The 24,883-nt window shown below is 63.7% G+C and carries 30 protein-coding genes; 26 read left to right on the top strand and 4 right to left on the bottom strand.

From position 1 onward, the window contains the following. The 3 genes from AOQ71_RS47025 to AOQ71_RS02905 all read left to right on the top strand — a co-directional run. Nucleotides 1-1,619: strawberry notch C-terminal domain-containing protein (locus tag AOQ71_RS47025; RefSeq protein ID WP_245316663.1), on the top strand; the 1,619-nt coding region annotated here is incomplete at its 5' end. Next, complete coding sequence (locus AOQ71_RS02910) at nt 1,619-2,680, top strand: DUF7146 domain-containing protein (RefSeq protein WP_057741454.1); 1,062 nt, start codon at nt 1,619-1,621, stop codon at nt 2,678-2,680. The genes AOQ71_RS47025 and AOQ71_RS02910, both read left to right, overlap by 1 nt. 324 nt (nt 2,681-3,004) lie before the next feature. Beyond that, complete coding sequence (locus tag AOQ71_RS02905) at nt 3,005-3,940, top strand: DUF2493 domain-containing protein (protein ID WP_057741932.1); 936 nt, start codon at nt 3,005-3,007, stop codon at nt 3,938-3,940. Nucleotides 3,941-3,985: 45 nt separating this feature from the next. Here AOQ71_RS02905 and AOQ71_RS02900 read toward each other — a convergent pair whose 3' ends face one another. Next, nucleotides 3,986-4,690: a hypothetical protein gene (locus AOQ71_RS02900; RefSeq protein ID WP_057741451.1), complete on the bottom strand. Its 705-nt coding sequence runs from the start codon at nt 4,688-4,690 to the stop codon at nt 3,986-3,988. Between the two features lie 443 nt (nt 4,691-5,133). On the opposite strand from AOQ71_RS02900, the gene AOQ71_RS46190 reads away from it, so the two are divergent. The 3 genes from AOQ71_RS46190 to AOQ71_RS02890 all read left to right on the top strand — a co-directional run bounded on the left by AOQ71_RS46190 (nt 5,134) and on the right by AOQ71_RS02890 (nt 6,802). Beyond that, nucleotides 5,134-5,301, top strand: coding sequence for a hypothetical protein (locus AOQ71_RS46190; protein ID WP_167353958.1), 168 nt, complete (start codon nt 5,134-5,136; stop codon nt 5,299-5,301). A 148-nt stretch (nt 5,302-5,449) separates the two neighbouring features. Next, entirely contained in the window at nt 5,450-5,890 is a 441-nt protein-coding gene (locus AOQ71_RS02895; protein ID WP_057741448.1) for a hypothetical protein, read from the top strand. A gap of 585 nt (nt 5,891-6,475) precedes the next feature. Further along, a complete protein-coding gene (locus AOQ71_RS02890; protein ID WP_057741446.1) occupies nt 6,476-6,802 on the top strand; it encodes a DUF736 domain-containing protein in 327 nt (108 codons plus the stop codon). Between the two features lie 108 nt (nt 6,803-6,910). Here AOQ71_RS02890 and AOQ71_RS02885 read toward each other — a convergent pair whose 3' ends face one another. Then, nucleotides 6,911-7,321, bottom strand: a complete 411-nt coding sequence (locus AOQ71_RS02885) for a hypothetical protein (protein WP_057741444.1) — start codon at nt 7,319-7,321, stop codon at nt 6,911-6,913. 153 nt (nt 7,322-7,474) lie between these two features. Then, nucleotides 7,475-7,708 carry a helix-turn-helix domain-containing protein gene (locus tag AOQ71_RS02880; RefSeq protein WP_057741441.1) on the bottom strand — a complete coding sequence of 78 codons (234 nt, stop codon included), beginning with the start codon at nt 7,706-7,708 and terminating at the stop codon, nt 7,475-7,477. Between the two features lie 226 nt (nt 7,709-7,934). Between AOQ71_RS02880 and AOQ71_RS02875 the strand changes: the two genes are divergently transcribed. The 14 genes from AOQ71_RS02875 to AOQ71_RS02815 all read left to right on the top strand — a co-directional run bounded on the left by AOQ71_RS02875 (nt 7,935) and on the right by AOQ71_RS02815 (nt 18,693). Then, the gene (locus tag AOQ71_RS02875; protein WP_057741438.1) at nt 7,935-8,198 is read left to right on the top strand and encodes a hypothetical protein; all 264 of its coding nucleotides are present in this window, start codon (nt 7,935-7,937) and stop codon (nt 8,196-8,198) included. Between the two features lie 127 nt (nt 8,199-8,325). Then, on the top strand, nt 8,326-8,535 hold the full coding sequence (locus tag AOQ71_RS47020) for a transcriptional regulator domain-containing protein (protein ID WP_157083345.1): 210 nt from the start codon (nt 8,326-8,328) through the stop codon (nt 8,533-8,535). A 37-nt stretch (nt 8,536-8,572) separates the two neighbouring features. Then, complete coding sequence (locus tag AOQ71_RS50125) at nt 8,573-9,112, top strand: DUF2285 domain-containing protein (protein WP_430648603.1); 540 nt, start codon at nt 8,573-8,575, stop codon at nt 9,110-9,112. A 199-nt stretch (nt 9,113-9,311) separates the two neighbouring features. Continuing rightward, nucleotides 9,312-9,563: a helix-turn-helix transcriptional regulator gene (locus AOQ71_RS02865; protein WP_057741433.1), complete on the top strand. Its 252-nt coding sequence runs from the start codon at nt 9,312-9,314 to the stop codon at nt 9,561-9,563. A 15-nt stretch (nt 9,564-9,578) separates the two neighbouring features. Further along, a complete protein-coding gene (locus AOQ71_RS02860; RefSeq protein ID WP_057741429.1) occupies nt 9,579-10,691 on the top strand; it encodes a replication initiator protein A in 1,113 nt (370 codons plus the stop codon). Beyond that, complete coding sequence (gene parA / locus AOQ71_RS02855) at nt 10,688-11,326, top strand: ParA family partition ATPase (protein ID WP_057741426.1); 639 nt, start codon at nt 10,688-10,690, stop codon at nt 11,324-11,326. The genes AOQ71_RS02860 and parA overlap by 4 nt, the downstream gene beginning before the upstream one ends. Further along, on the top strand, nt 11,323-11,577 hold the full coding sequence (locus tag AOQ71_RS02850; protein WP_057741424.1) for a ribbon-helix-helix protein: 255 nt from the start codon (nt 11,323-11,325) through the stop codon (nt 11,575-11,577). Before parA ends, AOQ71_RS02850 begins: the two co-directional genes overlap by 4 nt. Further along, nucleotides 11,574-12,092 carry a DUF2840 domain-containing protein gene (locus tag AOQ71_RS02845; RefSeq protein ID WP_057741421.1) on the top strand — a complete coding sequence of 173 codons (519 nt, stop codon included), beginning with the start codon at nt 11,574-11,576 and terminating at the stop codon, nt 12,090-12,092. The genes AOQ71_RS02850 and AOQ71_RS02845 overlap by 4 nt, the downstream gene beginning before the upstream one ends. Then, the gene (locus AOQ71_RS02840) at nt 12,089-12,634 is read left to right on the top strand and encodes a S26 family signal peptidase (RefSeq protein WP_057741419.1); all 546 of its coding nucleotides are present in this window, start codon (nt 12,089-12,091) and stop codon (nt 12,632-12,634) included. Before AOQ71_RS02845 ends, AOQ71_RS02840 begins: the two co-directional genes overlap by 4 nt. A 33-nt stretch (nt 12,635-12,667) precedes the next feature. Continuing rightward, nucleotides 12,668-13,003 (top strand): DUF736 domain-containing protein, encoded by a 336-nt coding sequence (locus AOQ71_RS02835; RefSeq protein WP_057741416.1) that lies wholly within the window; start codon nt 12,668-12,670, stop codon nt 13,001-13,003. 4 nt (nt 13,004-13,007) lie between these two features. Beyond that, nucleotides 13,008-13,925, top strand: a complete 918-nt coding sequence (locus tag AOQ71_RS02830) for a lytic transglycosylase domain-containing protein (protein ID WP_205668191.1) — start codon at nt 13,008-13,010, stop codon at nt 13,923-13,925. A 567-nt stretch (nt 13,926-14,492) separates the two neighbouring features. Then, entirely contained in the window at nt 14,493-16,232 is a 1,740-nt protein-coding gene (locus AOQ71_RS02825) for a relaxase/mobilization nuclease domain-containing protein (RefSeq protein WP_057741414.1), read from the top strand. Nucleotides 16,233-16,272: 40 nt separating this feature from the next. Beyond that, nucleotides 16,273-18,255 carry a conjugal transfer protein TraG gene (locus AOQ71_RS02820; RefSeq protein ID WP_057741411.1) on the top strand — a complete coding sequence of 661 codons (1,983 nt, stop codon included), beginning with the start codon at nt 16,273-16,275 and terminating at the stop codon, nt 18,253-18,255. Nucleotides 18,256-18,261: 6 nt separating this feature from the next. Next, a complete protein-coding gene (locus AOQ71_RS02815; RefSeq protein WP_057741408.1) occupies nt 18,262-18,693 on the top strand; it encodes a hypothetical protein in 432 nt (143 codons plus the stop codon). 29 nt (nt 18,694-18,722) lie between these two features. Here the strand turns inward: AOQ71_RS02815 and AOQ71_RS02810 are convergent, their stop codons facing one another. After that, on the bottom strand, nt 18,723-19,454 hold the full coding sequence (locus tag AOQ71_RS02810) for a hypothetical protein (RefSeq protein WP_057741405.1): 732 nt from the start codon (nt 19,452-19,454) through the stop codon (nt 18,723-18,725). Nucleotides 19,455-19,816: 362 nt separating this feature from the next. On the opposite strand from AOQ71_RS02810, the gene trbB reads away from it, so the two are divergent. From trbB to trbK-alt, 6 genes are all read left to right on the top strand, one after another. Beyond that, nucleotides 19,817-20,815 (top strand): P-type conjugative transfer ATPase TrbB, encoded by a 999-nt coding sequence (gene trbB / locus AOQ71_RS02805; RefSeq protein ID WP_057741402.1) that lies wholly within the window; start codon nt 19,817-19,819, stop codon nt 20,813-20,815. Beyond that, on the top strand, nt 20,812-21,153 hold the full coding sequence (locus AOQ71_RS02800; RefSeq protein ID WP_057741400.1) for a TrbC/VirB2 family type IV secretion system protein: 342 nt from the start codon (nt 20,812-20,814) through the stop codon (nt 21,151-21,153). Before trbB ends, AOQ71_RS02800 begins: the two co-directional genes overlap by 4 nt. Continuing rightward, complete coding sequence (locus AOQ71_RS02795; RefSeq protein WP_057741398.1) at nt 21,153-21,428, top strand: VirB3 family type IV secretion system protein; 276 nt, start codon at nt 21,153-21,155, stop codon at nt 21,426-21,428. The genes AOQ71_RS02800 and AOQ71_RS02795 overlap by 1 nt, the downstream gene beginning before the upstream one ends. Before the next feature lie 7 nt (nt 21,429-21,435). Then, the gene (gene trbE / locus AOQ71_RS02790) at nt 21,436-23,868 is read left to right on the top strand and encodes a conjugal transfer protein TrbE (RefSeq protein WP_057741396.1); all 2,433 of its coding nucleotides are present in this window, start codon (nt 21,436-21,438) and stop codon (nt 23,866-23,868) included. 2 nt (nt 23,869-23,870) lie between these two features. Continuing rightward, on the top strand, nt 23,871-24,629 hold the full coding sequence (gene trbJ, locus AOQ71_RS02785) for a P-type conjugative transfer protein TrbJ (RefSeq protein ID WP_057741393.1): 759 nt from the start codon (nt 23,871-23,873) through the stop codon (nt 24,627-24,629). An 11-nt stretch (nt 24,630-24,640) separates the two neighbouring features. Continuing rightward, on the top strand, nt 24,641-24,883 hold a 243-nt coding region (gene trbK-alt / locus AOQ71_RS42415; protein WP_083513909.1), incomplete at its 3' end, for a putative entry exclusion protein TrbK-alt.

Below are 24,883 nucleotides of genomic sequence, written 5' to 3'. Positions count from 1 at the left end.
CCTCGCTTCCGCCTGTTCCCGGTGCGCTAGACCAGATCGTGCAGCGTTTCGGCACGGATCTCGTGGCGGAAGTGACTGGACGTTCGCGGCGCGTGGTGCGCAGGGGTGACCGCCTTGCGGTCGAGAACCGGGCCGCCTCCGCCAATCTCGCCGAGGCCGCCGCCTTCACGGACGACCTGAAGCGCGTGCTCGTCTTCTCGGATGCCGGCGGCACCGGGCGCAGCTATCACGCCGAGCTGTCAGCGCGAAATCGTCGTCTTCGCGTCCACTATTTGCTCGAACCCGGCTGGAAGGCCGATGCCGCGATCCAGGGCCTCGGACGGACGAACCGCACCAACCAGGCACAACCACCGCTGTTTCGCCCGATCGCCACCGACGTGAAGGCGGAGAAGCGCTTCCTCTCGACGATTGCCCGCCGCCTCGACACGCTCGGCGCCATCACGCGCGGGCAGCGCCAGACCGGGGGACAGGGCCTGTTCCGGCCCGAGGACAATCTGGAAAGCCACTACGCCCGAGACGCGCTTCGGCAACTCTATCTTCTGCTCGTGCGCGGCAAGGTCGAAGGCTGCTCGCTCCAGATGTTCCAGGATGCCACCGGCCTCAAGCTGACAGACGAGAACGGCATCAAGGACGAATTGCCGCCGATCACGACGTTCCTGAACCGCCTGCTGGCGCTCACCATCAACTTGCAGGGCATACTGTTCACCGCGTTTGAGCAGTTGCTGAACAACAAGGTCGATGGCGCCATCGCGAGCGGGGTCTATGACGTCGGGCTCGAAACGCTCCAGGCCGAGAGCTTCGTCGTCACCGACCGACGCGCGATCTACACGCATCCCGCCACCGGCGCCGAGACGCGTCTTCTCACCATCACCGAACGCCGGCGCAATCGCCCCCTAACGCTGGATCAAGCGCTCGATTATCTGGCTGATGCTCGGGCTGCACTACTCGTCAACGAGCGCTCGGGCCGCGCCGCGGTGCAGATCCCCGCGCCGAGCTTCATGCTCGACGACGGCGAGATCGAACGTCGTGTCCGGCTGATCCGGCCGATGGAGCATCATCATGCTTCGCTGAAGATCATGGAGGAGAGCCACTGGCAGACGGCCGAGCGCGAGGCGTTCGCCACCGCATGGACCGGCGAAGTGGCTGAGGTGCCGGAGTTCGCCGATAGCACGCTCCACATCGTCGCCGGCATATTGTTGCCGATCTGGAAGCGGCTGCCGACCGACTCCTCGCGGGTCTATCGGCTTCAGACCGACGATGGCGAGCGCATCATCGGCCGCAGGGTGTCGCCAGCCTGGGCAGCAAACGCCTCGATGATCGGGACTACCGCCCTTTCACCGGAGACGGCTTTCGCAGCGCTGATGGAAGGGAGGACGGTCCTCGACCTCGCCGAGGACCTGCAGCTCCGCCGCGTGCGCGTGATGGGCGCCCACCGCATCGAGCTTTCCGGCTTCGCCGACACGATGCGGGACCGACTACGCACTTACGGCCTCTTCAGCGAGATCATCTCGTGGAAGCTGCGCATGTTCGTGCCATCAGATGCAACCGGCGTCGGCGTGTTGGCGAAGGTGCTGGACCACTATCCGGTCGAGCGCGTCGGTGAACGGGAGGCCGCCTGATGGCCCGCCACGACGCCTCCGACCTGGTCCGCCGTCTCGCGCGTGACGCCGAGGCGGTGTGTCGACATTATCTCTCAGCAGGACGGCGACAAGGCGGCTATTGGCTTGTCGGCGATGTGCGCAATGCCCCCGGCCGCTCGATGTTTGTGCGGCTCAAGGAATCCGCGAAGGGACCGGCAGGCAAATGGACTGACGCCGCCACCTCCGAGCATGGTGATTTGCTCGACGTGATCCGAGAAAGCTGCGGCTTCGTCGACTTTAAGGACGTCGTCAGCGAAGCCCGCTCTTTCCTCAGCATGCCGCGTCCCGAACCGGAGCCCAAGGTAAGCCGCACGGGTTCTCGGAAATCGAGCGCGCCTGCCGGATCGCCGGAAGCGGCGCGAAGACTCTTCGCGATCTCGCGACCCATCGCGGGTACGCTCGTAGAAGCGTACCTCCGTAGCCGCGGCATTACGGCTTTGCACGGAACCGGAAGTCTCCGCTTCCATCCCCGCTGCTATTATCGGCCGGACGAGCACTCGCCGACCGAGACCTGGCCGGCGATGATCGCTGCCGTCACAGATCTCTGCGGCCGCCTGACCGGCGCGCATCGCACCTGGCTTGATCCGGGCGGCTTCAACGAAGCCAATCTCGGCAAGGCGCCCATCGACACTCCGCGACGGGCCATGGGCGACTTGCTCGGACATGCGGTACGGTTCGGTGTGGCGGGCGAGGTGATGGCGGCCGGTGAAGGCATCGAAACGATGTTGTCGCTTCGGTGCGTTCTGCCCGGCATGCCAATGGCGGCGGCGCTCTCGGCAGCGCATCTCTCCTCCATCCTGTTCCCGGACACGCTTCGCCGGCTCTACATCGCACGCGACGATGATCCTGCGGGCGATGGCGCCATGGCGACTTTGATCGAGCGCGCGCAGGCGGCCGGGATCGAGGCGATCGTGATCTCGCCACGGCTCGGCGACTTCGACGAAGATCTCCGCCTGCTCGGTATCGCCGCGCTTCGCGCCACCAGCCGGGTGCAGATCGCGGCGCAGGACGTTACCCGCTTCATGGAGTTGGCGGCATAGCCGGAACGGGATGAGGGGCGGTGTGGCAACGCCGTCACGTAAGGCCGGCGGCCTTGCTTTCCTCAGCGTCGGAGAGGGCCACACCCACGGCCTTCAAGAGGGCGATCGGGCGGCAAGCGGCTCGGACCGGCAACCTCGGGAGCCGACTATTTTCCGTCGGCGGCAGAGCCGCCTTTACATCGCGAAGCAAAATAGTCGGCTCCCTTCGGTCCTCCGCTCCGCTTCGGCCCTTCGCTGCGCTGCGGGTGCAAGTCCGTTCCGCCCGCCGCCTTCGTCGCCATGAAGGCCGCGATGGGCGCGGCCGATCCGACGAGGAAAGCCGCAATGACCACTGACCATGACGACGACTTCGAACCGCAGCAGAGCTCATCCCCGACCGACCAAGTTCTCCAGGAACTCCAACTTCACGGCTACAGGCCCTTCCACGACGAGCCCGATCCCCGGCCGCTCCCGGAAGCGCGAATACTCGCCGGCAGCATCGCCGACATCTTCGATGCCATCGTGGTGGCGCTGTCCGACACCCGCCTCGAACCCGACCTCGGGGACCTGCTCTGGTCGACCGTGAACGTCTTCCATCGTGCCATCGACCGGATCGAGCGTGAGCTCGACGATAACGAACTGGCGCAACAGCGGTCGCAGCGGGAGCAGGACGGCAGCGAGGTCAAATCCGTCGAGCTGGAGCGCCTGACGGCAGAGGGCCAAACGCTGATCGAGCGACGCAACGCCTTCGAGCTGATGCGCGACCAGGCCGCCGAACACTTCGAGCGCCAGACCCTTTCAGCGTGGCGTCCGCGGAACGGATCGAAGGTCAATCACCGCCATCTCACGTCGGCGATGATCGACAGTCGCGATTTTCTGGCGGCAAGGAAGCGCGCCGACAACCAGGTGCTTCTGCCCGCAGGGCCGAAGGTGGCACTGACCGGCGGCCTCGACTTCAACGATCACCGGCTGGTCTGGAACAAGCTCGACCAGGTCTACGCCAAGCATCCGGACATGGTTCTGCTACACGGCGGATCGCCGAAGGGCGCCGAATTGATCGCCGCCAAATGGGCCGACCACCGCAAGGTGCCGCAGATCGCCTTCAAGCCCGATTGGAAGAAGCATAACAAGGCCGCACCCTTCAAGCGTAACGATGCAATGCTCGACGTGCTGCCGATCGGCGTGATGCACTTCTCGGGCACTGGCATCCAGGACAACCTCGCCGACAAGGCCAAGAAGCTTGGCATTCCAGTCTGGCGGTTTGGAACAGGCGGCGCTTAGGCGCCGCCATCTTCCGCGTTCAATGCTCCGGATAGGCGGAAGAATTCAAGGTTGCTGGCGCCAGAACTGAGTGCTGTAATTGTTCAGGTCGCGGGTATGCGGATCGATCGTTGCCTGGAAACTTTCCGGGATCGTTTCTCCGTCACCACCATCTCTAAAATAGTCCCTCACCGAGTAGAGCGCTCCTCTCATCAGGTGCTCCCACGTCTGATACAGCCTGGCCTGTCGATCCTGCTCCTGTTTGGCAGCGCTCGGCTTCCGCTTGGGGACCGAGCTCATATAGTCGGGACGTAGATCGACATCATGGACGAAGGTAATGCTGCCGAGAATCCATGCATCATCAACGGTTCGGCGCCACCGATAGCTCACTCGGACGCTCAGGCGTTTGTCGAAGTGATAAGGCGGCATAATCTGGTCATCGACATAGAAGAGCTGCCCTTCCTTTTGTTCCGTTTCCATTCGGCGCTTCATAGCGTCGACCGCGAAGGTTAGGTCATGCCCCGCGCGTCGGAGGGCGTCCGCTGTTCTTGCGCGCTTTCCTGGTGCCTTGGCTTGGCGGTGTTCCGTCATCGCCTGTTCGAAGTAGTGAAGTTTTCTTGCAATGTAGGGTCCGCAACTCGTGAGACGGAGACGATGCAGATCACCCAATTGCTCCCTATCAACCGCTTGGTCGATAAGCCTGTCCAGCTCGTTGGTATCGATCGCCGCGAGAGCATTTTTCTGATCGTGGGGGATATTGATCTCTCCCATACCGATATCCTCATTTTGTCTGTGGGGCTCGAACGATCAAGACGGACTCGGCGCTACGGACGTAGGCCGGGATCTAGTTGCTGCAAGATTCGCAATTCTTCGACAAGACATATCAGGACGGGCCACATAGGTCGCAATGCTCACGTCTACGGCCGCTGACGTCGATACCCGTGCGCTTCCCTGCGGGTCTCAACACCGCCATAGCACGCGTCTTCTTCACTAGACGCAGTTCGGCGGTTCCTGCCGGCGGATGCCACCCCGCTTCCATGGCGCTGATCCTTGGTCCGGCCAGGAGCCTGACGCCATCAACCCGCAAGGGGTCGGCTTACGCTGAAGCGTGCCGCCGCTTCGCCTTCGTCTACGCGGTGATTGCGGCCCCTGGCCGGACACATCGGGCGCCTGTCGCGCGGGGATGGCCCCCGCCACGTACAGGAACCGGATCAATGTCTCAGTCTCTCGCATTCGCCAACGGCTGGAGCCTCGCCACCACCCTCATGGTCTGCGTCGTCATCTTCCAAGCGGGCACCGGCGAATACGGCGTCATGCCGGCCGCTGAATACGACGGCGATCCCGCAGCCGTCATCCACGAATTCGATCCCTTCCAGCGATGAAGGGGCGCGCCGGCAACTTGAGCAGGCGGCGGAATCACAACGGGATTTCCGCTGCCGGCTGCGTGCGTTTGCTGCTAAACTCTGCGTTGCGCCGTGGTGGTGGTGGAAGGCGCAACCGTCAGAGCTTTAACTCACGGGAGGCGCCACCATGATCATCTTCGGACCACTCCTCGTCATCGCAGGCATCGGCTTCTTCTGCTGGCTGCTGTTCGTGCTTGCCGTCTTTGCATTGCCCTTCTTCGTCGGCCTGACGATCGGCATCTGCGCCCTCCATGCCGGAGCGGGCGCGCCCGGCGCCATCCTCGCGGGTCTCGCGGCCGGAGCGGCGACTTTCGGAATTGGGAAGCTTGCGCTGACCTTCGTGCCATGGGCCTGGCTCCGGCTGGTGGTCATTCTGCTCTTTGTCGCACCCGCGACCGTCGCGGGATACAGCGCCACCCATGGTATCGCCCAGATGGCAATCCCGTCGGCAACCTGGCAAGTGATCTTTTCCGTGATCGGCGCCACCGCGGTCAGTGTCACGGCGTTCCTGCGTTTCACAGGCGTGGCCGCATCCGGGCCTGCTGGACAAGGCTTTGCACGAGGTTGACATCGATTCAGCGGAAGACGTGGTCTCGGCCAGACCCTCTTCGATAGCTCGGCGGCGGTCATCGAAGGTGTGGTCGATCGGGGCAGCGAAAGCTCGGATCGAATATCTCTTGAGCCAAGCGCGTGGCGCTTGTGATGGGAGCTAGCTCAGCCACGCCGGTCAAGATGCCATCCCGACTGGTGCAGGTGGGGACGCTCCGCCAAGCAGTGTTCGTGGAGGGGACTGCCCGCTTTTGGTTCACATGGAAGCCTTTGTTCGCCGAGAATTCTCTTGCTGGATCCAAAGGTGTCGCAAACGTCGCCACATCCTCCTTGATCTCAGCTCTGTTTTGATCGAACGCACCGAGCGGCCTCTTCGATGGATTGATCTGGCCGAAGGCCGGCTGAAGCCTCGACCGCCTAAGGCGCAACAGCGGCGTCACAACTTTCTTCCCCTGCCGGCTGCGCCGTCATTCCTCGCGAGACAAGAAAGTTCCTCCTTTGCTGTCGAGCCCCTTCGGGGTGCGCCGTCGGTCGCCTCCGGCCCGTCGATCACCATCGAGGCCGCAAGGTGCGGGTTCGAAAACAGACATCAAGGAGAACGACAATGGCGACCATCGGCACCTTCAAGAAGACCGAATCGAACGAATTCACCGGCCAGATCGTCACGCTCTCGGTTCAGGCCAAGAACGTCCGCATCGTCCCCGAGACCAACCGCTCCGGCGAGAACAGCCCCAGCCACCGCGTCTATGTCGGCCGAGTTGAGATCGGCGCCGCCTGGGCCAAGCGCTCCAACGAGGGCCGCGACTATCTGGGCCTCAAGCTCGATGATCCGAGCTTCGTTGCTCCGATCTTCGCAAATCTCTTCGACGATGAGGACGGCGAGGGCTATAGCCTGATCTGGTCCCGCCCCAACGGGCGGCGCAGCGACTGACCCGCCAACAATGCCTCGCCCGGCACGTCCGGGCGGGGCATTGCCACGCTGAGGCGCCGTCACGGCGCTTCGCCAGCCGCGCAGGCGCAAGTGGTCACCGAATCCTGACTAGCGCCCGCGCCCTGATTTGATCGGCCGTCTTTGATTGGCTTCCAAGACGCTATCGACGATGTCCTCCCATGCAGGACAGACTGCAACGAGCCGGTCCAGCGCCCTGGGATCACGCTCAATCTGGCCGAGCGCCTGCGCGCGCCACTGATCATTGAAGCTGATGCTCATCAGCCCCAGACATTCGACGACCGAACTGTCGGGCCGTAAGTGCTCCAACGTTGCCGTCACGATGCCGGCCCATTGCTGGATCAGTTGCCATGGCTCTGGCTCGGTTCTGGACTCCAGCTTCTCTCCGAGCAGGCCAATCAGAGCGAGGAATCGCGTTGACCAGGCTTGCGGCTCAAGTTCCACAACGAGCGCGTCCACCGTTGCGCGGATATCGGCTGGCAGATGCTCGTACAAACCCATGGCGTCTACCCCATCTCGCTCGCCCCTTGAATCAGGCAAGCGTCTCTGACGACAGAGCAGATTTGCCCATAGCTGCCAATCTACTTTTGCGTGTGGCAATTTGGAATTGATCCACGACTTGCAGCGGCATGGTCGGAGCAGCAATTCACTTTGTCATCGAGCACGATGAGCGTGAGGCGTCGTTCGTTTGATCAGGTCAGTTGCTTCGACGCCGAGCGCTTCCGCGATGCGACCGAGCACCGTTACGCTCGCCGACACATCTGCGCGTTCAATTGCGCCGACGTAACGGACACTTAGCCCGGCGCTATCGGCCAATTCCTCCTGCGTCATCTTCTTGACGTGGCGTATCCGACGCAGATTGGTCGCCATGACCTCTTTGAGATCCATGGCGACATGGGAACCAACATCGGAATGATCGTTCCAGGAACGATCGTTCCGATTCGTGCAGCGCTGTGTTATAGACTGATCCTGAGAGATCGCTGTTTGCCCCTTGCGGGGATAGCGTGATGCGGCCTACGCATCGCAGTGCAGGTCGTGAGACGTTTGCGGCTTGCAAAGTTCCGCCGCCGAAGGAAAGTCTGATTTTTACTTCGAGGCTGAGGGGACGATTGTTATGAACGAATTTCCATTCCTGGACCGCCCGCCACAAACCGTTCGTGTGAATGCCTATGACGAGAAAAATCTTGCAATCTATGTACGGTTGCTGATGGCGGAGGAAGAGGGCGCCGACTGGACCGAGGTCGTGCAAGTGATCTTCGGTCTCGATCCGACGCGCGAACCCGATCGAGCCAAGACCGTCCACGCGAGTCATCTCGCCCGCGCTCGATGGATGGTGGACGCCGGATATCGGCATCTGCTGGAACCGCGGATGCAGTGAGGGGTACTCAATCGCGCGAATTGCGATCGTACGTGATGCAACCTATGGGTCTAGTTTGACTGGCCGTCTTTTCGGATCGTTGTGTGTCCCTCCTTCGGGAGGACAAACAAAAGAAGAGAAGATACGCATGCCCACGCAGTATTGGCGTTCGCCGGAGACGATCGAACGTCTCAAGAGTCTCGAACGCCCAGGCTTCGCCCTTGAGTTCCTTCGCCGCAACGCAGACTACCGCCGCGACTTCGCCCGCACGCAGCGACAAATCACACGCGACGGCGCGGAACCCGAGACCGTCCGTTCCGAACTCGCACGTCGTTGGGGGTTAAGGTTTCGCCCATGATCCGGTCTCTCCAGTCGGGCCTGAGCCGACCCTATGGCTGCCCCAGGTCTCTCCGGGAACACTGATCCTGGAGCCGGCGCCGGCCGGCTTCGATGTCGCCAAAGCCGTCGATCGCAACGCCCTCGGCCTGCCGCTTGTCGAGCTGACCGATGCCGATGGACGTGAATTGGTGATCGCAGACCAATCTGGTGAACTCCATATCCGCTTGCGGGACGAGCAGGCTGCGAAGCGTCCCGCCGTGCTCCTGCCGATCGACAGCATGTCCGAATTGCGGCTTGAGGTTGCTCTCCACCTCATCCGCCGTCTTGGAGGCAAGCGCACCACTCTTCTGCCGGCGGCCTTGCGGCTGACGGCGTTTCAGAAACGGCGCTTGATCCAGCTCCTTCATGCCTTCGACGTCCATAACCTGGGCGGCGGCCCGCGAGATGTTGCGGCGAAGGTGCTCCGCTCCGACCACGCCCAGCGCCGTTCGGTCGAGTGGAAGGATTCGCATGCGCGTCGCAAAGCGAACCGCCTCATTCGCGAGTCGATAGCCTTGGTCGAGCGAGGTTATCTGAAGCTCCTGCGCGGCCGCTGACCGCCTCATCGATCCTCAAGTCAATCCATCGTGACGAAGCTGCGTGGGCCGGTGAGGCCGCGGCTCGCTTCGTGGCGATGGCGGGGGACATACACCTGCAAATTTTTTCGTCCACCCCCAACGCCTGAGCTCTCCGCCATTCTGGCCCCGACACGCCGCGACTTGGCTGTGGCGCTTCAAGGCAAGACGGAGATCTCCCATGCTCGACCGGACCGCGCAGCTCACAACGCGCTATGTGCGCACCCCAGAGGCCGCGCGCCTCCTTGGCCTCTCGCCGCGCACGCTGGAGAAATACCGCTGCCACGGCAACGGCCCGACCTTCCGCAAGCTCGGCGGCCGCGTTGTCTACGCCGTCGCCGATCTCGAGGCTTGGGCCGATCAGGCCGCCTGCACGTCAACGTGCGATCCTCGCTATGTCGAGGCCCGTGCCGCCGGCAATGCGCATCGCTAAAGGCCGCGCTCCCCCATGTCGCGACGCCTCATTGTGCCCAGCGAGCGAAGCAAGCTCGACCCGTTCGTCGTCGTTACCGGTGACGCCAGCCCCCGCGACCAGCGCGACCTGATGGAGCGGCCATTTTTCTCGCTCGCCAAGGCCAAGCGGACCAGGCCCATTCTCTATCAGACCGGCGACGTATCCGTCGAAGTCTATGCCGTCCCGGAGCACGGAATGGCGACCATTTGGGATGCCGATGTGTTGATTTGGGCGGCAAGTCAGATTGTCGAGGCCGAGAACCTCGGTCTGAAGACCTCGCGATTCCTGCGCTTCACGCCCTACCAGCTTCTGATCGCGGTCGGTCGACAGACTGGGGCCCGGGATTACAAGCTGCTCAAAGGGGCGTTGGCCCGTCTGCAAGCGACTGTCATCCGCACCAGCATCCGGCACGGCGAGAATTGGCGGCGTCACCAATTCTCCTGGATCAACGAATGGGAGGAATGTGCGAGGGGTGATGGCCGCATCGAAGGCATGGAATTTGTCCTTCCCGACTGGTTCTATCGCGGCGTCATCGATCGCTCCCTCGTTCTCACCATCGATCCGGCGTACTTCAGCCTGACAGGCGGGATCGAGCGCTGGCTGTACAGAGTCGCGCGTAAGCATGCCGGTCGTCAGCCGAGAGGATGGCTGTTCGAGGTCGCACACCTCCACGAGAAATCCGGCAGCCTCGCCAAGCTCGCTGACTTCGCCTTTGATCTCCGCCGGATCGCTGCGCGTCAGCCGCTGCCCGGCTACCGCCTGAACATCGAGCGCAGGGATCGGCGTGAGCTGCTGCGCATCCTACCGCGCAAGTCATCCACAGCACCTGTGGATGGCGCTGTGAATCAGCTCGGGACTTCGGGCGTTCGCGCTATCGGGACTTCGGGCGTCCCTGTATCGGGATTTCGGGAGTGCAAACCACAGCTAACGCTCTGGCAAGACGCAACGATCCCGGGCCGTAACTTAGAGTCTAACCTAGAATCTAACTGTTGTAGTGGGCCGGTGCGTGTTGCGGATAACGCCGCCGCGAGCGTTGAGCCGCCAACCGAGCATCCAAGCGAACAATCTCTACCGCATCCCGACCATAAGACGGGAGGCAGGCGATGATTGTCGCGCTGCTCAACCAGAAGGGCGGTGTCGGCAAGACCACGCTCGCCGTGCACCTCGCAGGCGAATGGGCGCTGCGCGGAAAGCGCGTGACGCTGATCGACGCCGACCCGCAGGGTTCGGCATTGGACTGGTCGCAGCAACGAGCGCGGGAGAACGTCGCGCGGTTGTTCGGTGTCGTTGGCCTTGCGCGCGACACGCTCCATCGCGAGGCGCCGGAGATCGCGCGCGACGCCGATCACGTCGTCATTGACGGACCGCCGCGCGTCGCCGGATTGATGCGTTCGGCGCTGTTAGCGGCGGACCTGGTGTTGATCCCCGTGCAACCGTCGCCATTCGACGGTTGGGCGTCAGCCGAGATGCTGGATCTGCTACGAGAGGCGCGCATCTACCGTCCGCAACTCGCTGCTCGCTTTGTGCTCAATCGCTGCGGAGCGCGCACGATCATCGCCCGCGAGACAGCCGAGACACTCGCCGATCATGATCCGCCGGTGCTCATGAGCACCATCGGTCAGCGCGTCGTCTTCGCGGACGCTGCACAGTCCGGCCGGCTCGTCTTCGAGTTTGCTGATGAGAGCCCAGCCGCGCGCGAGATTACCGCGCTCGCCGCTGAAGTCGCGAGGTTCGCGCCATGAGCGAGCGCTGTACTAAGCGCGGCTTCGCTGCGCGACCTGGCGATGCCGAAAGCTGGATCAAGGCCAGCGAGACGGCGTCGCGCCGCTCGGATGATGCGGCCGCACCCACCGCGCGCCTGACCATCGACGTCACGCCGGCGCTACGCGGTCGAATCAAGGTCGCGGCGTTCCAGCGCGGCATCACCGTCGCCGACATGCTGCGCGCATTGCTGGCCCGGGAGTTCCCCACCGACACTGGAGAGCCGTCATGAACGACAATGAGGCCTTGCCGCCGCGTGCCGTGCCGTCCTCGCATCGGCGTGGCGGTGTGCTCACGCATGTCGAGCTGACCTGGATCGAGAAGAGGATCGAGCACTGGCTACGCTTCGGCCGGCGTACGGAGGAGAAGATCCTCGACCGCCGCCGCAGTGTTTCCAGTTTTGCGCCCGGCAGCATCTTCGGCTTCGTCCGTTGGGCCGCGAACGACTATGGCACCGTGGTGTCGCGCATGGACATCGTGCGCGCCGTGGAGAGCGGCCAGCGCTATCAGACGCTGCCCTTTGTGCGGCCCGGTGGCGAGATCCTGTTACGCGTCGATAGCTGGCCGAAGGTTGAGCGCGTGTTGCAGGCGGTCGATGCCATCGACGCGCTCGCTATCGATCCCGCTGATGTCGCACCCGAATACTGGCGGCATCTCCACAACCGCCTCGCCGCCGGCCATGTGCCACGCGATTACACGCGCGAGCAGCATATTGCCTGGCTTAAGCGCCGGAGCGTCACGCCATGACCCGCTTCGGTTACGTTATGACAACCTATTTGGCGATGTTACTCGGCTGCGGTCTGATGTTCGTTCATCCAGCGCCACGGCTGATCTGGAACGCCACCGCAAGCACGCCGATAGGGCTCTATAGGCTGCACCCCATCGGTGAGCTTCACGCGCTGGACCTTGTCGCGGTGCGGCTCCCATCGCCGATCGCGAGCGTCCTCGCGGATGGCGGTTTCCTGCCAAAAGGCGTGCCGCTGCTGAAGCATGTGATGGCTCTCCCCGGGCAGACTGTGTGTCGATCTGGCGACATCATCACTGTCGACGGCGTTGAGATCGGCGCCGCCCGTGATCGCGATCATCTCGGCCGCCCGCTGCCGCGCTGGAGCGGATGCACGACCCTTCAGCCGGGGCAGGTCTTCCTCATGAACCCGACCGTCCCGGACAGTCTGGACGGACGCTATTTCGGCTCGCTGCCCATCAGCTCGATCGTCGCGCGCGCGGTCCCGCTTTGGACGGACGAAGCCGACGACGGCCGTTTCGTCTGGCGTGCCGCGACCCATTGACCCGCATCCCAACCCGCCACCAAGGAGGTTTCCATGGCGCAAATCGGCCAGTTCACCCGCGAGAAATCCGGATTCACCGGGCGCATTGAAACGCTTTTCTTCGAGCGAATTCTCACTCTTGTCCCGGCCGAATCCTCGGATGCCGAAAACGCGCCGGACTACCGAATCCGCCTCGGCGATGACGAAGGTCCGGAGATCGGGGCTGGCTGGAAGCGCACCGGCGAAAAGGCGGGCGAGTACGTTTCGCTCGTCATCGACGATCCCACGCTATCGCGCCCGATCCGCGCCAATCTCTTCCAGTCGAGCGACGACAAATCGATCTGGACGCTGAACTGGAATCGTCAGCCCCAGCGCGCCGAGAGGGACTGATCGCATGCAGGATCCCGTCACGCGTGCTGGCTGCAAGGCGCATCAAAGCTCGATCTCCTTGTTCGTGTCGTCTCCTCGCCCGATCCCCCTCAAGCACCAGTCGGCGGTCGCGCGCGGCCGTCAGCGGCGACCGCGCTTTGGCACACGGAGCACGCCTTCGGCGGGCACGAGCACTGCGGCTTGCTCACGTTACGGCCGAGACTTTGCAGGCTTTGCCATCATCCTGCTTGTCGGCCTGCTGGTGATTGGCGGGCCAACGGCGGCGGTGGCGGCGCAGGCAGCATCAAGCCAACGTCAGCAGGTGAGCGAGCGCTATGCCACTCATGTCGCGGAAGCCGCGCAGCGCTTCGGCATTCCGGTGGACTGGATCCGCGCCGTCATGCGGATCGAAAGCGGCGGCGATCGGCGTGCGGTGTCACCCAAAGGCGCGCTCGGCTTGATGCAACTCATGCCCAAGACCTGGACGGAGATGCGCGTGCGCTACGGCCTCGGACACGATCCCTTCGATCCGCATGACAACATCTTTGCGGGCGCCGCTTTCCTTCGCGAACTGCACGACCGCTACGGCTCGCCGGGATTCCTCGCGGCCTACAATGCTGGTCCCGGCCGCTATGAAGACTACCGCGACCGACATCGTCCGCTACCCACCGAGACCGTCGCCTACGTTGCTGCCATCGTTCCTTTTGTCGATGTGGAGAGCACGCCAGGACCTCTCCTCGTCGCGGCCTCTTCTCGTCCATCCTGGACGCGGGCTCCGCTGTTTTTCACCCGCGCTGACGGACTGTCTTCCACGACACGAGCGGCATCTGATCGACCGACGACCGACAAGCCGGCTGCGGTTCCCGTGCACGATCTCTCGGCCATCGCACCGCAATCGAATGGCCTATTCGTCGCACTCTCGACAACGGGAGGATCGCGATGACTGCACGTTGTCATCAGCATGAACATAAGGAACGACACTCGCTCGTCTGCGTCCTTGCTGCGGAGATCCGGCTATTGGTCGGGCGATGGCTGCTTACCACCGCGATCGGCCGCGAAGCGGAGGAGTGCTATGATGACGTGCTGATCGCGTATGGCCGATGCCTTCGGCCCGCGCTCTACTCGTCGCTCCGCTCCTCACCGAGCCACCCTATGGGTGTCTCGGCCCTTCGGGTAACGATCGCTATCGCAAGCGCTCGCAAACAGTGGGGGCTTCGCAAGTGGACTGACAGGTCGCGGCGGCTCTTTCGCAATAGATCCGCCGCCAGCCGACGTGTTCTGTCGCAAATCGCCGCGAGTGCCGAAAGTCTGTTGGCTTGGAAGTTGAGCCCTGGGAACCAGCGACCGGAACGATGGCGAGATAAAAGGCCGCAATGTGCGGCTCGGTCGGTCGGTTGTTGTTGCTTGCGTTTTTTGCTGATCCGGCAATGTGCGCCTTGGGCACGCAATGTGTGCCTCACCATCAACTCATTGCGAGGACTGTGCATTTCGCACATTGCCGGGGCCGGCGATGGCTGAAGAGAAGGAATTTCAGCCTCGGCCCGGCCGCATCCGCTCTTCAAGGAGCCAGCGGGCTAAGCCATTCATCGCTCAGGCGCTCGCGGCCGCGCAGCGCGCCGGCGGTGGCGTCTCGCGGGCCGGCCGCCTCACCAGCCATCGTCAGTCGCGCTTCGGCCGTGGCCGGGTCGCCAGCGAGCGGGCGAATCGTCTGCTCACCGGCCGCTCGCGGCTGGTGACGATCAAGACTCGTGTCGTCCGTCATACCGCCAGATCAGCGCCGCTCGCCGCGCATCTCGGCTATCTCCGTCGCGAGGGCGTCACCCGTGACGGGGAGAGGGCGCACCTGTTCGGCCCCGAGACAGAGGATGCCGATCCGAAGGCCTTCGCCGAGCGCTGCCAAGATGATCGGCACCACTTCCGCTTCATCGTCTCGCCGGAGGACGCAGCCGATCTGGCTGACCTCAAAGGCTTTACCCGCGAGCTCGTCGGCCAGATGGAGGTCGACCTCGGTACCAAGCTCGATTGGGTCGCCGTCGATCATTGGAATACCCAGCATCCACACGTCCACATCCTCGTGCGCGGCATCGCCGAGGAGGGGCAGGACCTCGTCATCTCCCGCGCCTATATCAAGGAGGGGATGCGTGCCCGCGCGCAGGATCTGGTCACACAGGAGCTCGGACTGCGTTCCGATCTCGACATTCGCCGCTCGCTCGAGCACCAGGTCGAGGCGGAGCGATGGACGCAGCTCGATCGCCAGCTCGTTCGCGACGCAGGTCGTAATGGCATCATCGACCTTGCTCCAGATCCGGCGCAGCAGCCCGATCAGTTCCATGCGTTGAAGGTCGGCCGGCTGCGGCGCCTGGAGAGCCTTGGCCTGGCGCATCAGGTCGGGCCAGGCCAATGGGTCATGGACGAAGCCGCCGAGACGACGTTGCGCGAGCTCGGCGATCGCGGTGACATCATCAAGCGTATCCACCGCAGCTTGACCGAACGCGGCATCGACCGCGGGACCGCGAGCTACGTGCTGGCAGGCGAAAGCCTTGACGTCCCCGTCATCGGACGCCTCGTCGATCGCGGTCTCGACGACGAGCTCAAGGGGACTGCCTATGCCGTCGTCGACGGCGTCGATGGCCGTACCCACCATATCAGGCTCACCGATCTTGATGCTGCCGGCGACAGTGCACCAGGCTCGATCGTCGAACTCCGCAAATTCGATGATGCGCGAGGACAGCGTCGCGTGGCGCTGGCCGTTCGCTCCGATCTGTCGATCGAAGCGCAGGTGACGGCGAGTGGCGCGACATGGCTCGACCGACAGGCGGTCGCGCGCGATCCCGTGCCACTTGGCCAAGCTGGCTTTGGCGCCGAGGTCCGGCAAGCCATGGAACGGCGCTCGGAGGAGCTGATCGAGCAAGGTCTCGTCGAGCGCCAGGCGCGTGGATTGGTATTCGCGAAGAACCTCATCGGCACGCTGCGCCGTCGGGAGTTGGAAGCTCTGGGTCAGCAGCTCGCCGCCGAGACGGGCCAGCCATTTAATCCGTCCACTGCCGGAGAATATGTCGCTGGGACCTATCGACAGCGTTTCGCGCTCGCCTCCGGCCGCTTCGCCATGATCGACGACGGTCTCGGCTTCCAGCTCGTGCCGTGGACGCCCTCACTCGAAAAGCAGCTTGGCCGACATGTCTCCGGCGTCGCCCGCGACGACGGTGGCGTCGATTGGGGTTTTGGGCGCAGCCGCGGGCTCGGCCCGTGAGCGATTCCAGCAATCACCGAATTCATGAAAGGGGCCCGCCATGTCCGCGACCAAGATCCTCTGGGGGCAGGTCATCACTGTCTTAGTGATCGTCTTGCTGACGTGCTGGACCGCAACGGAATGGACGGCCTGGCAGCTCGGTTTCCAACCCCAACTCGGGCAGCCCTGGTTCGAGCTGCTGCATTTTCCGATCTACCTTCCGCCCGCCTTCTTCTGGTGGTGGTATGCCTACGATGCCTATGCGCCGCACGTCTTCATCGAGGGCGCCTATATCGCAGCATCCGGCGGCATCATCGCCGCCGCCGTCGCGATCGGCATGTCGGTCTGGCGCGCCCGCGAAGCCAAAAATGCCGAGACCTATGGCTCCGCGCGGTGGGCGGACGCGAAGGAGATCGCGCAGGCTGGCCTGCTCGGGCCTGATGGCGTGGTTCTCGGCCGGTTCGAACGCGCCTATCTCCGCCATGATGGACCTGAGCACGTCCTGTGCTTCGCTCCCACGAGATCGGGCAAGGGCGTCGGCCTCGTCATCCCGTCGCTGCTGACCTGGCCGGGATCGGCGATCGTCCACGACATCAAGGGCGAGAACTGGCAGCTTACCGCCGGTTTTCGTGCGGGGCATGGCCGGGTTCTTCTGTTCGATCCGACCAATGCGAAGTCGTCAGCCTACAACCCGTTGCTGGAGGTTCGGCACGGCGAGTGGGAGGTGCGCGACGTCCAGAATATCGCCGACATCCTCGTCGACCCCGAGGGCAGCCTCGAGAAGCGGAACCATTGGGAGAAGACCAGCCACGCGCTCCTGGTCGGTGCCATCCTCCACGTCCTCTATGCCGAGGAGGACAAGACCCTTGCCGGCGTTGCGGCCTTCCTATCCGATCCCAAGCGGCCGATCGAATCGACGCTCGCCGCGATGATGCGGACGGCGCATCTCGGCGAGGCCGGCGTCCACCCCGTCGTCGCCTCCGCCGCGCGAGAATTATTGAACAAATCCGGCAATGAACGCTCCGGCGTCCTGAGCACGGCGATGTCGTTCCTGGGTCTCTACCGGGATCCCGTGGTGGCGGAGGTGACGCGGCGTTGCGACTGGCGGATCGCCGACATCGTTGGCGCAGAGCGAGCGACGACCCTTTACCTCGTCGTGCCGCCATCGGACATCAACCGCACCAAGCCGCTGATCCGGTTGATCCTCAATCAGATCGGCCGTCGCCTGACCGAGGATCTTCAGGCCAAGGCAGGCCGGCGCCGGCTCCTCCTGATGCTCGACGAATTCCCCGCCCTCGGCCGGCTCGACTTCTTTGAGTCGGCGCTCGCCTTCATGGCCGGCTACGGCATCAAGAGCTTCCTGATCGCCCAGTCGCTGAACCAGATCGAGAAGGCCTATGGGCCGAACAATTCGATCCTCGACAACTGTCACGTCCGGGTCAGCTTTGCGACCAATGACGAACGGACGGCGAAGCGGGTGTCTGACGCGTTGGGGATGGCGACTGAGATGAAGGCGATGAAGAACTATGCCGGCAGCCGGCTGGCACCTTGGCTCGGACATCTCATGGTATCGCGGTCGGAGACCGCCCGGCCGCTGTTGACGCCCGGCGAGATGATGCAGCTTCCGCCCTCGGACGAGATTGTCATGATGTCCGGCCTGCATCCGATCCGCGCGAGGAAGGCGCGCTATTACGAGGACACTCGTTTCCAGGAGCGCATTTTGGCGCCGCCGATGCTGACCAAGCCCAACGACGCACGGCCGGACGATTGGAGTTTACGGCCACTCCCGCCGCGCCCCATGCCCCCTCCGGCCTTGGCCAGCGACGAGACCGACGTAGAGGATCCGAAGATCGCCGATCGCCGGCGGCAGCATGAACTGGGTCACGACACTGTGGAGAAAACGGAACCGCTCGACAACGAGTTCGCCACCGATCTTGCCGACGAGTTCGATGAAGATGCCCCGCGGATCAGGCGCCTGAACGATGTGATGCAGGGCGTCGCGCGCCAGGCATCACTCGATCCCGGCGACGATCTCGGATTGTGAGGCAGCATGACCGCGCCGAAGAAGAAAGCTCAGATGTCCGTCTACCTCGACGCGGAGGTCATGAAGACGCTGTCGGCCTATGCCGCCCGGCGCGAGCAGTCGATGTCTCTCATTGCCGAAGCCGCCATCGCGTCCTTTCTGTCGCCGGATGCCGACGAGCGGAGGGAGGCTGCCATTGCCAAGCGACTCGACCAAATTGATCGCCGCATCGCGCGGCTCGAGCGCGACATGGGGATCTCGGTCGAAACCTTGGCGCTGTTCGTTCGGTTTTGGCTCACGACGTCACCGCCACTCCCCGAACCGGCCGCGAAGGCGGCGCGAGCGCAGGCGGGTGCGCGCTACGACAATTTTGTTGCGGCCCTCGGGCGACGGCTCAGTCAAGGGCCGAAGCTCCGGCAGGAGATCCCGGAGGATATTCAGGAGAGCGAGCCCACGTGAGGGAAGCTGCTTGATGGTTCGATGATCGCCTACCCGCGCGGGCGAAAATCCCGTCGCGGTGGCGGTTCAATACCGTGCATCGCAAGCAGTTCCTGTGCAAGAATCGAGGCTGCGTAACCGATTTCCTCGGCACAAGCGGAGGCGTCTGTCTCAACGTCGGTCGGCGAGAAGGCGAGGACCGGAACACCAGAGACAACCATTGTTCGGGCTCGAACTCGCGTGTGAAGGTCCTGGGGTAGTTCGCGGTTAGGAGCATGGCACTCAACTCCCAACCATCGGAAATCACCCTTCATGCAAATCTTCAGCACGAAGGCCGGTGTGAAGTCCCGGATCTTCTGTTTGACACCCCATAACGTGCCCCAATCCGGGCTACCTTGTGCCCCCCAAGCACACTGATAGCCGATTTCGTTGTACCCGTCGGTTCCTTCCAGCGCGAGATATGCGGCAAGCCTCGCAAGTATTGGATCATCGGCCTGCTCGGTCGCAAGGAAAAGGTCGTCGCCGAGTCTCTCCAGAAGCCGTCGCGCAGCTTGAATGTTCGCAACCACGGTATTGATGTCGTCGCGGCGTGCGGCAATTGCTTCCGCAATGGCTTCGATAATGATATCTTCGCCACGGTTCGCAACCGCTTCGTAAAAGTCGAGCGGCGGGATCGGGATTTCGTGGTCGGACAACTTGCTGGCCGTCGCGAGCACGACCTCGCGGAGCAATCCTGGATGCCATCCGTGAGGCGGGTTGAGGTCTGATTTGTTGTCGCCCATGTTACTTACGAAGCCCGAGAATCATGATTTAGCCTTATACGCTTAACTCTTTTCAGCCGAAATCGCTGTTGGACGCAGTCTGCTCGGCGCGCCATTCTTTCCCAGCAATTCACACGGTGCAGTTCATCTGCTTTCCAGGGTTCGGATGATGTTGCCATTGAACTCACCCTTTGCCGACACCGGGATGCAGATCTTGCGTCAGGGTTCGATCGGTACCCTTTCTCTACACCAAGTACTTTTTCGTTGCTCTACGCCGCGCCCCTACGACGACTGAATACTTGTTGAACTGACCCGTTTCCTGCCTTCTCTACTCATCCCCGTCGTCGATCGCATTTTGCGATTGGCGCTCGGCGGGGGCGGTCGTGGCGGTCACTTCAATCCATTCAGAAGCGTTCTCGCGAGGCGCGCGCATGCTGCGCACTGCGCTTGGCCCGGCGATCGCGACGTTCCTCGAAGACCCTTCGATCGTCGAGGTGATGCTCAATCCCGACGGCCGGCTCTGGGTCGATCGGCTATCAGGCGGACTGGAGGACAGCGGACAGACGATGTCGGCGGCCGACGGTGAACGGATCGTGCGCTTGGTAGCGCACCATGTCGGCGCTGAGGTCCATGCCAACAAACCTCGCGTTTCGGCCGAGCTTCCCGAGACCGGAGAGAGGTTCGAGGGACTTCTTCCGCCTGTCGTTTCGGCGCCGGCCTTTGCGATCCGCAAGCCTGCGGTCGCGGTGTTCACGCTGGATGACTACGTCGCCGCCGGCACCATGACCGCCGGTCAGGCGGCGGCGCTGCGTGCTGCGGTCGCTTCGCGCAAGAACATCCTGGTCGCTGGCGGCACCTCGACCGGCAAGACCACCCTCACCAACGCTCTGCTCGCTGAGATCGCCGGCACCACCGATCGCGTGGTGCTGATCGAGGACACGCGTGAGCTACAGTGCAGGGCGCGCAATCTGGTCGCGCTGCGCACCAAGGACGGCGTCGCGTCGCTGTCCGATCTGGTCCGGTCTTCGCTGCGTTTGCGCCCCGACCGCATTCCGATCGGGGAGGTGCGGGGCAGCGAAGCTTTGGAGCTCCTAAAGGCCTGGGGCACCGGTCATCCCGGTGGGATCGGAACGATTCACGCAGGCACGGCGCTGGGCGCGCTTCGCCGCCTCGAACAGCTCATCCAGGAAGCCGTCCTCACCGTTCCGAAGGCGCTGATCGCCGAGACGATCGATCTCGTCGCGGTGCTGCGCGGCCGCGGCAGCGAACGCCGCCTCGCTGAACTTGCTCTCGTCGCCGGGCTCGATACCGCCACCGGCGATTACCGTGTCCAGTCCGCAGGGGTGGGCGGTGACCCCTCGCTTCCCGGAGATCCCCCATGATCCAGTTCCCTTCCGCAATCCGCCACGTGCGCCGCCGTTTCACCGAGGTCGCGGCGATCGCTTTCATGTCCATCGCGTTCGCGCCCGCAGCCTGCGCCTCCGGCTCCTCGATGCCGTGGGAGACGCCGCTCAACCAGATTCTGGAATCGGTGCAAGGTCCGGTCGCCAAGATCATCTCGGTCATCATCATCACTGTGACAGGCCTGACGCTCGCGTTCGGCGACACCGCCGGCGGCTTCCGCCGACTGATCCAGATCGTCTTCGGCCTGTCGATCGCCTTCGCTGCGTCGAGCTTCTTCCTGACCTTCTTCTCCTTCTCGGGTGGGGCACTGGTCTGATGGTGGGAATCGTCGATCCAGAGGTGCCGGGCTTCTTCGCGCCGGTCCATCGGGCGCTGACGGACCCAATCCTGATGGGCGGCGCGCCGCGCAGCGTCGCGATCGCCAACGGCACGCTGGCGGCCGCCATTGCGCTCGGCCTGCGCCTCTGGATTCCCGGCGCGCTGATCTGGGCCGTTGGCCACGCCGCCGCCGTCTGGGCAGCCAAGCGCGATCCGCAATTCGTGGACGTCGTCAGGCGCCACCTCCGCTATCCGCCTTATCTGGCCACATGAGGCTTGCATGCTGAACCTCACTGAGTATCGCAATCGACCCGCCAACCTTCCGGACTTTCTGCCCTGGGCCGCTCTGGTCGAACGCGGCGTCGTCCTCAACAAGGACGGATCGCTCCAGCGGACGGCGCGCTTCCGTGGCCCGGATCTCGACAGCGCGACGTCTGCAGAGCTGGTCGGTGTGACGGCTCGCCTCAACAATGCGCTCCGCCGTCTCGGCTCAGGCTGGGCGATCTTCGTCGAGGCCCAGCGCATCGCCGCGCAGACCTATCCGTATGGCGCCTTTCCCGATGCGGCATCCGCGCTGGTTGATCTCGAGCGGCGGGATGCGTTCGAGGAGGCTGGCGCGCATTTCGAGAGCCGCTACTTCCTGACCTTTGTCTGGCTCCCGCCGGCCGAGGACGCCTCCCGCATCGAGGGCTGGCTCTATGAGGGCAGGTCGCAAAGCGGCGTCGATCCCTACGAGCTGCTGCGTGGATTTGTGGATCGGACCAGCCGTGTCCTGCAATTGGTCGAAGGCTTCATGCCGGAGGTAGCGTGGCTGGATGATGGCGACACGCTCACCTACCTGCATTCGACCATCTCGACCCGGCAACAGCGCGTCCGCGTCCCGGAGACGCCGATGTATCTCGACGCGCTGCTCGCGGACGAGCCGCTCGCTGGCGGCCTCGAGCCGCGCCTCGGCAGTCATCACCTTCGCACGCTCACGGTAGTCGGTTTTCCGACCGCGACACATCCCGGAATTCTCGATGAGCTGAACCGGCTTGCTTTTCCTTACCGCTGGTCGACGCGTGCGATCCTCCTCGACAAGACAGAGGCGGTGAAGCTCTTGACCAGGATCCGCCGCCAATGGTTCGCCAAGCGAAAGTCGATCGCCGCCATCGTCAAGGAGGTGATGACGAATGAGGCATCGACACTTGTCGATAGCGACGCTGCCAACAAGGCCACTGACGCCGATCTCGCCTTGCAGGAACTCGGCACCGACGACGTCGGCCAGGCCTACGTCACCGCGACAGTCACCGTCTGGGATGAGGACCCTGGCCGCGCCACCGAGAAGCTGCGTCTCGTCGAGAAAGTGATCCAGGGTCGCGACTTCACGTGCATGGTGGAAGGGGTGAATGCGTTAGAGGCCTGGCTCGGCTCGCTGCCGGGGCACGCCTATGCCAACGTTCGCCAGCCGCCGCTCTCGACATTGAACCTCGCCCACATGATTCCGCTTTCGGCGGTCTGGGCGGGGCCGGCGCGCGACGAGCATTTCAAGGCGCCGCCGCTGTTGTTTGGCAAGACCGAAGGCTCGACGCCATTCCGCTTCTCGCTTCATGTCGGCGACGTCGGCCACACCCTGATCGTTGGCCCCACCGGCGCCGGCAAGTCCGTGCTCTTGGCGCTGATGGCGGTCCAGTTCCGCCGCTACCGGAATAGCCAGATCTTTGCCTTTGATTTCGGGGGCTCGATCCGCACGGCGGCGCTGGCCATGGGCGGTGACTGGCATGACCTTGGCGGCAGTCTGTCGAACAGCGCCGACGATTCCGTCTCGCTTCAACCGCTCGCGCGCATCGGCGATGCGGCGGAGCGCGCCTGGGCCGCTGAATGGGTGACGGCAATCCTTGCCAAGGAAGGCGTCATCATCGATCCGATCGCCAAGGAGCATGTCTGGTCGGCGTTGACCTCACTGGCGTCCTCGCCCGTCGAGGAACGGACGATCACCGGCCTGACAGTCCTGCTGCAATCGACTGCGCTCAAGCAGGCACTGCAACCCTATTGCGTCGGCGGTTCTTCCGGCCGGCTGCTCGACGCCGAGGCCGAGCACCTCGGCTTCACGTCAGTCCAGGCTTTCGAAACCGAAGGCTTGATCGGAGCTGGTGCTGCGCCCGCCGTCCTTACCTACCTCTTCCATCGCATCGAGGGACGGCTGGATGGTCGCCCGACGCTCCTCATCATCGACGAAGGTTGGCTCGTCCTGGACGATCCTGCATTCGCTCAGCAACTGCGCGAGTGGCTGAAGACGCTACGGAAGAAGAATGCGTCCGTCGTCTTCGCCACCCAATCGCTGTCCGATATCGACGGCAGCAACATTGCGCCCGCGATCGTCGAGAGTTGCCCGACGCGGATCTTCCTGCCGAACGAGCGCGCCATCGAGCCGCAGCTCACGGCGATCTATCGGCGCTTCGGCCTCAATGATCGCCAGATCGAGATCATCGCGCGGGCGACACCCAAGCGGGATTACTACTGCCAATCGCGACGCGGCAATCGGCTGTTTGAGCTGGGTCTCGGGCCGATCGCTCTCGCCTTCTGCGCGGCCTCCTCAAAGGCTGACCATGCTGCCATCGAGCGGCTGCTCGCCGAGCACGGTCGCGAGAATTTTACGGCGGCCTGGCTCGCGGATCACGAGCTCCTGTGGGCCGCCGATCTCGTCCCCGACCTGACAAACCTGGAGGTGTAACCATGACCACCCGCAAGACGTCGCGCGCAAGCGTGATGGCCGCGACCACCCTCTCGCTCGCCCTCTCGTTCCCGTCGCTGGTGATGACGCCGGCCTCTGCGCAGTGGATCGTCTACGACCCTTCCAACTTCAGCCAGAACGTGCTGACGGCGGCGCGCGAGCTGCAGCAGATTAATAATCAGATCCAGATGCTGACCAACCAGTCCCAGAGCCTGGTGAATCAAGCGAAGAACCTCGCCAGCCTGCCGATATCGACGCTGGGGCAGCTCCAGTCGACGATCGCGCGGACCCAATCGCTGCTGAGCCAGGCGCAGAACATTTCTTTCAACGTCCAGCAGATTCAAACTGCATATTCCGGCGGCTACGGCGTGGCGCCGACCACCGGATCCAACGCGACGCTGTTCGCGGCCGCCCAAACCCGTTGGCAGAACTCGGTCGGCGCGTTCGAGGACTCGCTGAAGGTGCAGGCCGGCGTCGTCGGCAATATCTCGACCAACTCCAGCGCGATGACGTCGCTGGTTACGGCCAGCCAGTCCGCCAGTGGCGCGCTACAGGCAGCTCAAGCCGGCAACCAGCTCCTTGCCCTGCAATCCCAGCAGCTTTCCGATCTCGTCGCAGTTCTGGCCGCGAAGGGACGGGCGGACGCACTGGAGCAGGCGCGTGTGACGGCGGCGGAGTCGCAAGGGGCCCAGCAATACAAGATCTTCTCGACGCGCGGAGGCTACCAGCCCGGCAACGTCACCATGTTCAGCGGCAACTGAAGGCGCGGAAGATGGATCGCTCGGATTTTTGGCGCGCAGTCGCTATGGTCGCCCTGTTGGCCGTCTTCATGGCCACGCTGTCCTATATCCATCGGCGCCCAGTGCCGCGGCCGGTATCCGAGGCTCCCGCCATTTCCGCACCCGATGATCTCTCGGCCGAGCTGCGCCGCTGCCGCGCGCTTAGGCCAGAGGATGCCGAAGATCCGCACTGCCGAGCGGTCTGGGAGGAGAACCGCGCGCGCTTCTTCGGCAGG

The organism is Bradyrhizobium manausense, assembly GCF_001440035.1.
Lineage (GTDB): Bacteria > Pseudomonadota > Alphaproteobacteria > Rhizobiales > Xanthobacteraceae > Bradyrhizobium > Bradyrhizobium manausense.
Note: the sequence above shows the minus strand (reverse complement) of the source record. Positions and strands in the feature narration are given on the sequence as shown.

Coding starts and splice junctions, on each gene's coding strand:
- AOQ71_RS46190 (WP_167353958.1), top strand. CDS start 5,134: ATGTCTCAGTCTCTCGCATTCGCCAACGGCTGGAGCCTCGCCACCACC.
- AOQ71_RS02910 (WP_057741454.1), top strand. CDS start 1,619: ATGGCCCGCCACGACGCCTCCGACCTGGTCCGCCGTCTCGCGCGTGAC.
- AOQ71_RS02880 (WP_057741441.1), bottom strand. CDS start 7,708: ATGGATCTCAAAGAGGTCATGGCGACCAATCTGCGTCGGATACGCCAC.
- AOQ71_RS02860 (WP_057741429.1), top strand. CDS start 9,579: ATGTCGCGACGCCTCATTGTGCCCAGCGAGCGAAGCAAGCTCGACCCG.
- AOQ71_RS02890 (WP_057741446.1), top strand. CDS start 6,476: ATGGCGACCATCGGCACCTTCAAGAAGACCGAATCGAACGAATTCACC.
- AOQ71_RS02900 (WP_057741451.1), bottom strand. CDS start 4,690: ATGGGAGAGATCAATATCCCCCACGATCAGAAAAATGCTCTCGCGGCG.
- AOQ71_RS02800 (WP_057741400.1), top strand. CDS start 20,812: ATGATCCAGTTCCCTTCCGCAATCCGCCACGTGCGCCGCCGTTTCACC.
- AOQ71_RS02830 (WP_205668191.1), top strand. CDS start 13,008: ATGCAGGATCCCGTCACGCGTGCTGGCTGCAAGGCGCATCAAAGCTCG.
- AOQ71_RS02885 (WP_057741444.1), bottom strand. CDS start 7,321: ATGGGTTTGTACGAGCATCTGCCAGCCGATATCCGCGCAACGGTGGAC.
- AOQ71_RS02815 (WP_057741408.1), top strand. CDS start 18,262: ATGACCGCGCCGAAGAAGAAAGCTCAGATGTCCGTCTACCTCGACGCG.
- AOQ71_RS02865 (WP_057741433.1), top strand. CDS start 9,312: ATGCTCGACCGGACCGCGCAGCTCACAACGCGCTATGTGCGCACCCCA.
- AOQ71_RS02835 (WP_057741416.1), top strand. CDS start 12,668: ATGGCGCAAATCGGCCAGTTCACCCGCGAGAAATCCGGATTCACCGGG.
- AOQ71_RS02820 (WP_057741411.1), top strand. CDS start 16,273: ATGTCCGCGACCAAGATCCTCTGGGGGCAGGTCATCACTGTCTTAGTG.
- AOQ71_RS02845 (WP_057741421.1), top strand. CDS start 11,574: ATGAACGACAATGAGGCCTTGCCGCCGCGTGCCGTGCCGTCCTCGCAT.
- AOQ71_RS02810 (WP_057741405.1), bottom strand. CDS start 19,454: ATGGGCGACAACAAATCAGACCTCAACCCGCCTCACGGATGGCATCCA.
- parA (WP_057741426.1), top strand. CDS start 10,688: ATGATTGTCGCGCTGCTCAACCAGAAGGGCGGTGTCGGCAAGACCACG.
- AOQ71_RS02850 (WP_057741424.1), top strand. CDS start 11,323: ATGAGCGAGCGCTGTACTAAGCGCGGCTTCGCTGCGCGACCTGGCGAT.
- AOQ71_RS02795 (WP_057741398.1), top strand. CDS start 21,153: ATGGTGGGAATCGTCGATCCAGAGGTGCCGGGCTTCTTCGCGCCGGTC.
- trbE (WP_057741396.1), top strand. CDS start 21,436: ATGCTGAACCTCACTGAGTATCGCAATCGACCCGCCAACCTTCCGGAC.
- AOQ71_RS02895 (WP_057741448.1), top strand. CDS start 5,450: ATGATCATCTTCGGACCACTCCTCGTCATCGCAGGCATCGGCTTCTTC.
- AOQ71_RS47020 (WP_157083345.1), top strand. CDS start 8,326: ATGCCCACGCAGTATTGGCGTTCGCCGGAGACGATCGAACGTCTCAAG.
- AOQ71_RS02905 (WP_057741932.1), top strand. CDS start 3,005: ATGACCACTGACCATGACGACGACTTCGAACCGCAGCAGAGCTCATCC.
- AOQ71_RS02840 (WP_057741419.1), top strand. CDS start 12,089: ATGACCCGCTTCGGTTACGTTATGACAACCTATTTGGCGATGTTACTC.
- AOQ71_RS02875 (WP_057741438.1), top strand. CDS start 7,935: ATGAACGAATTTCCATTCCTGGACCGCCCGCCACAAACCGTTCGTGTG.
- AOQ71_RS02825 (WP_057741414.1), top strand. CDS start 14,493: ATGGCTGAAGAGAAGGAATTTCAGCCTCGGCCCGGCCGCATCCGCTCT.
- trbJ (WP_057741393.1), top strand. CDS start 23,871: ATGACCACCCGCAAGACGTCGCGCGCAAGCGTGATGGCCGCGACCACC.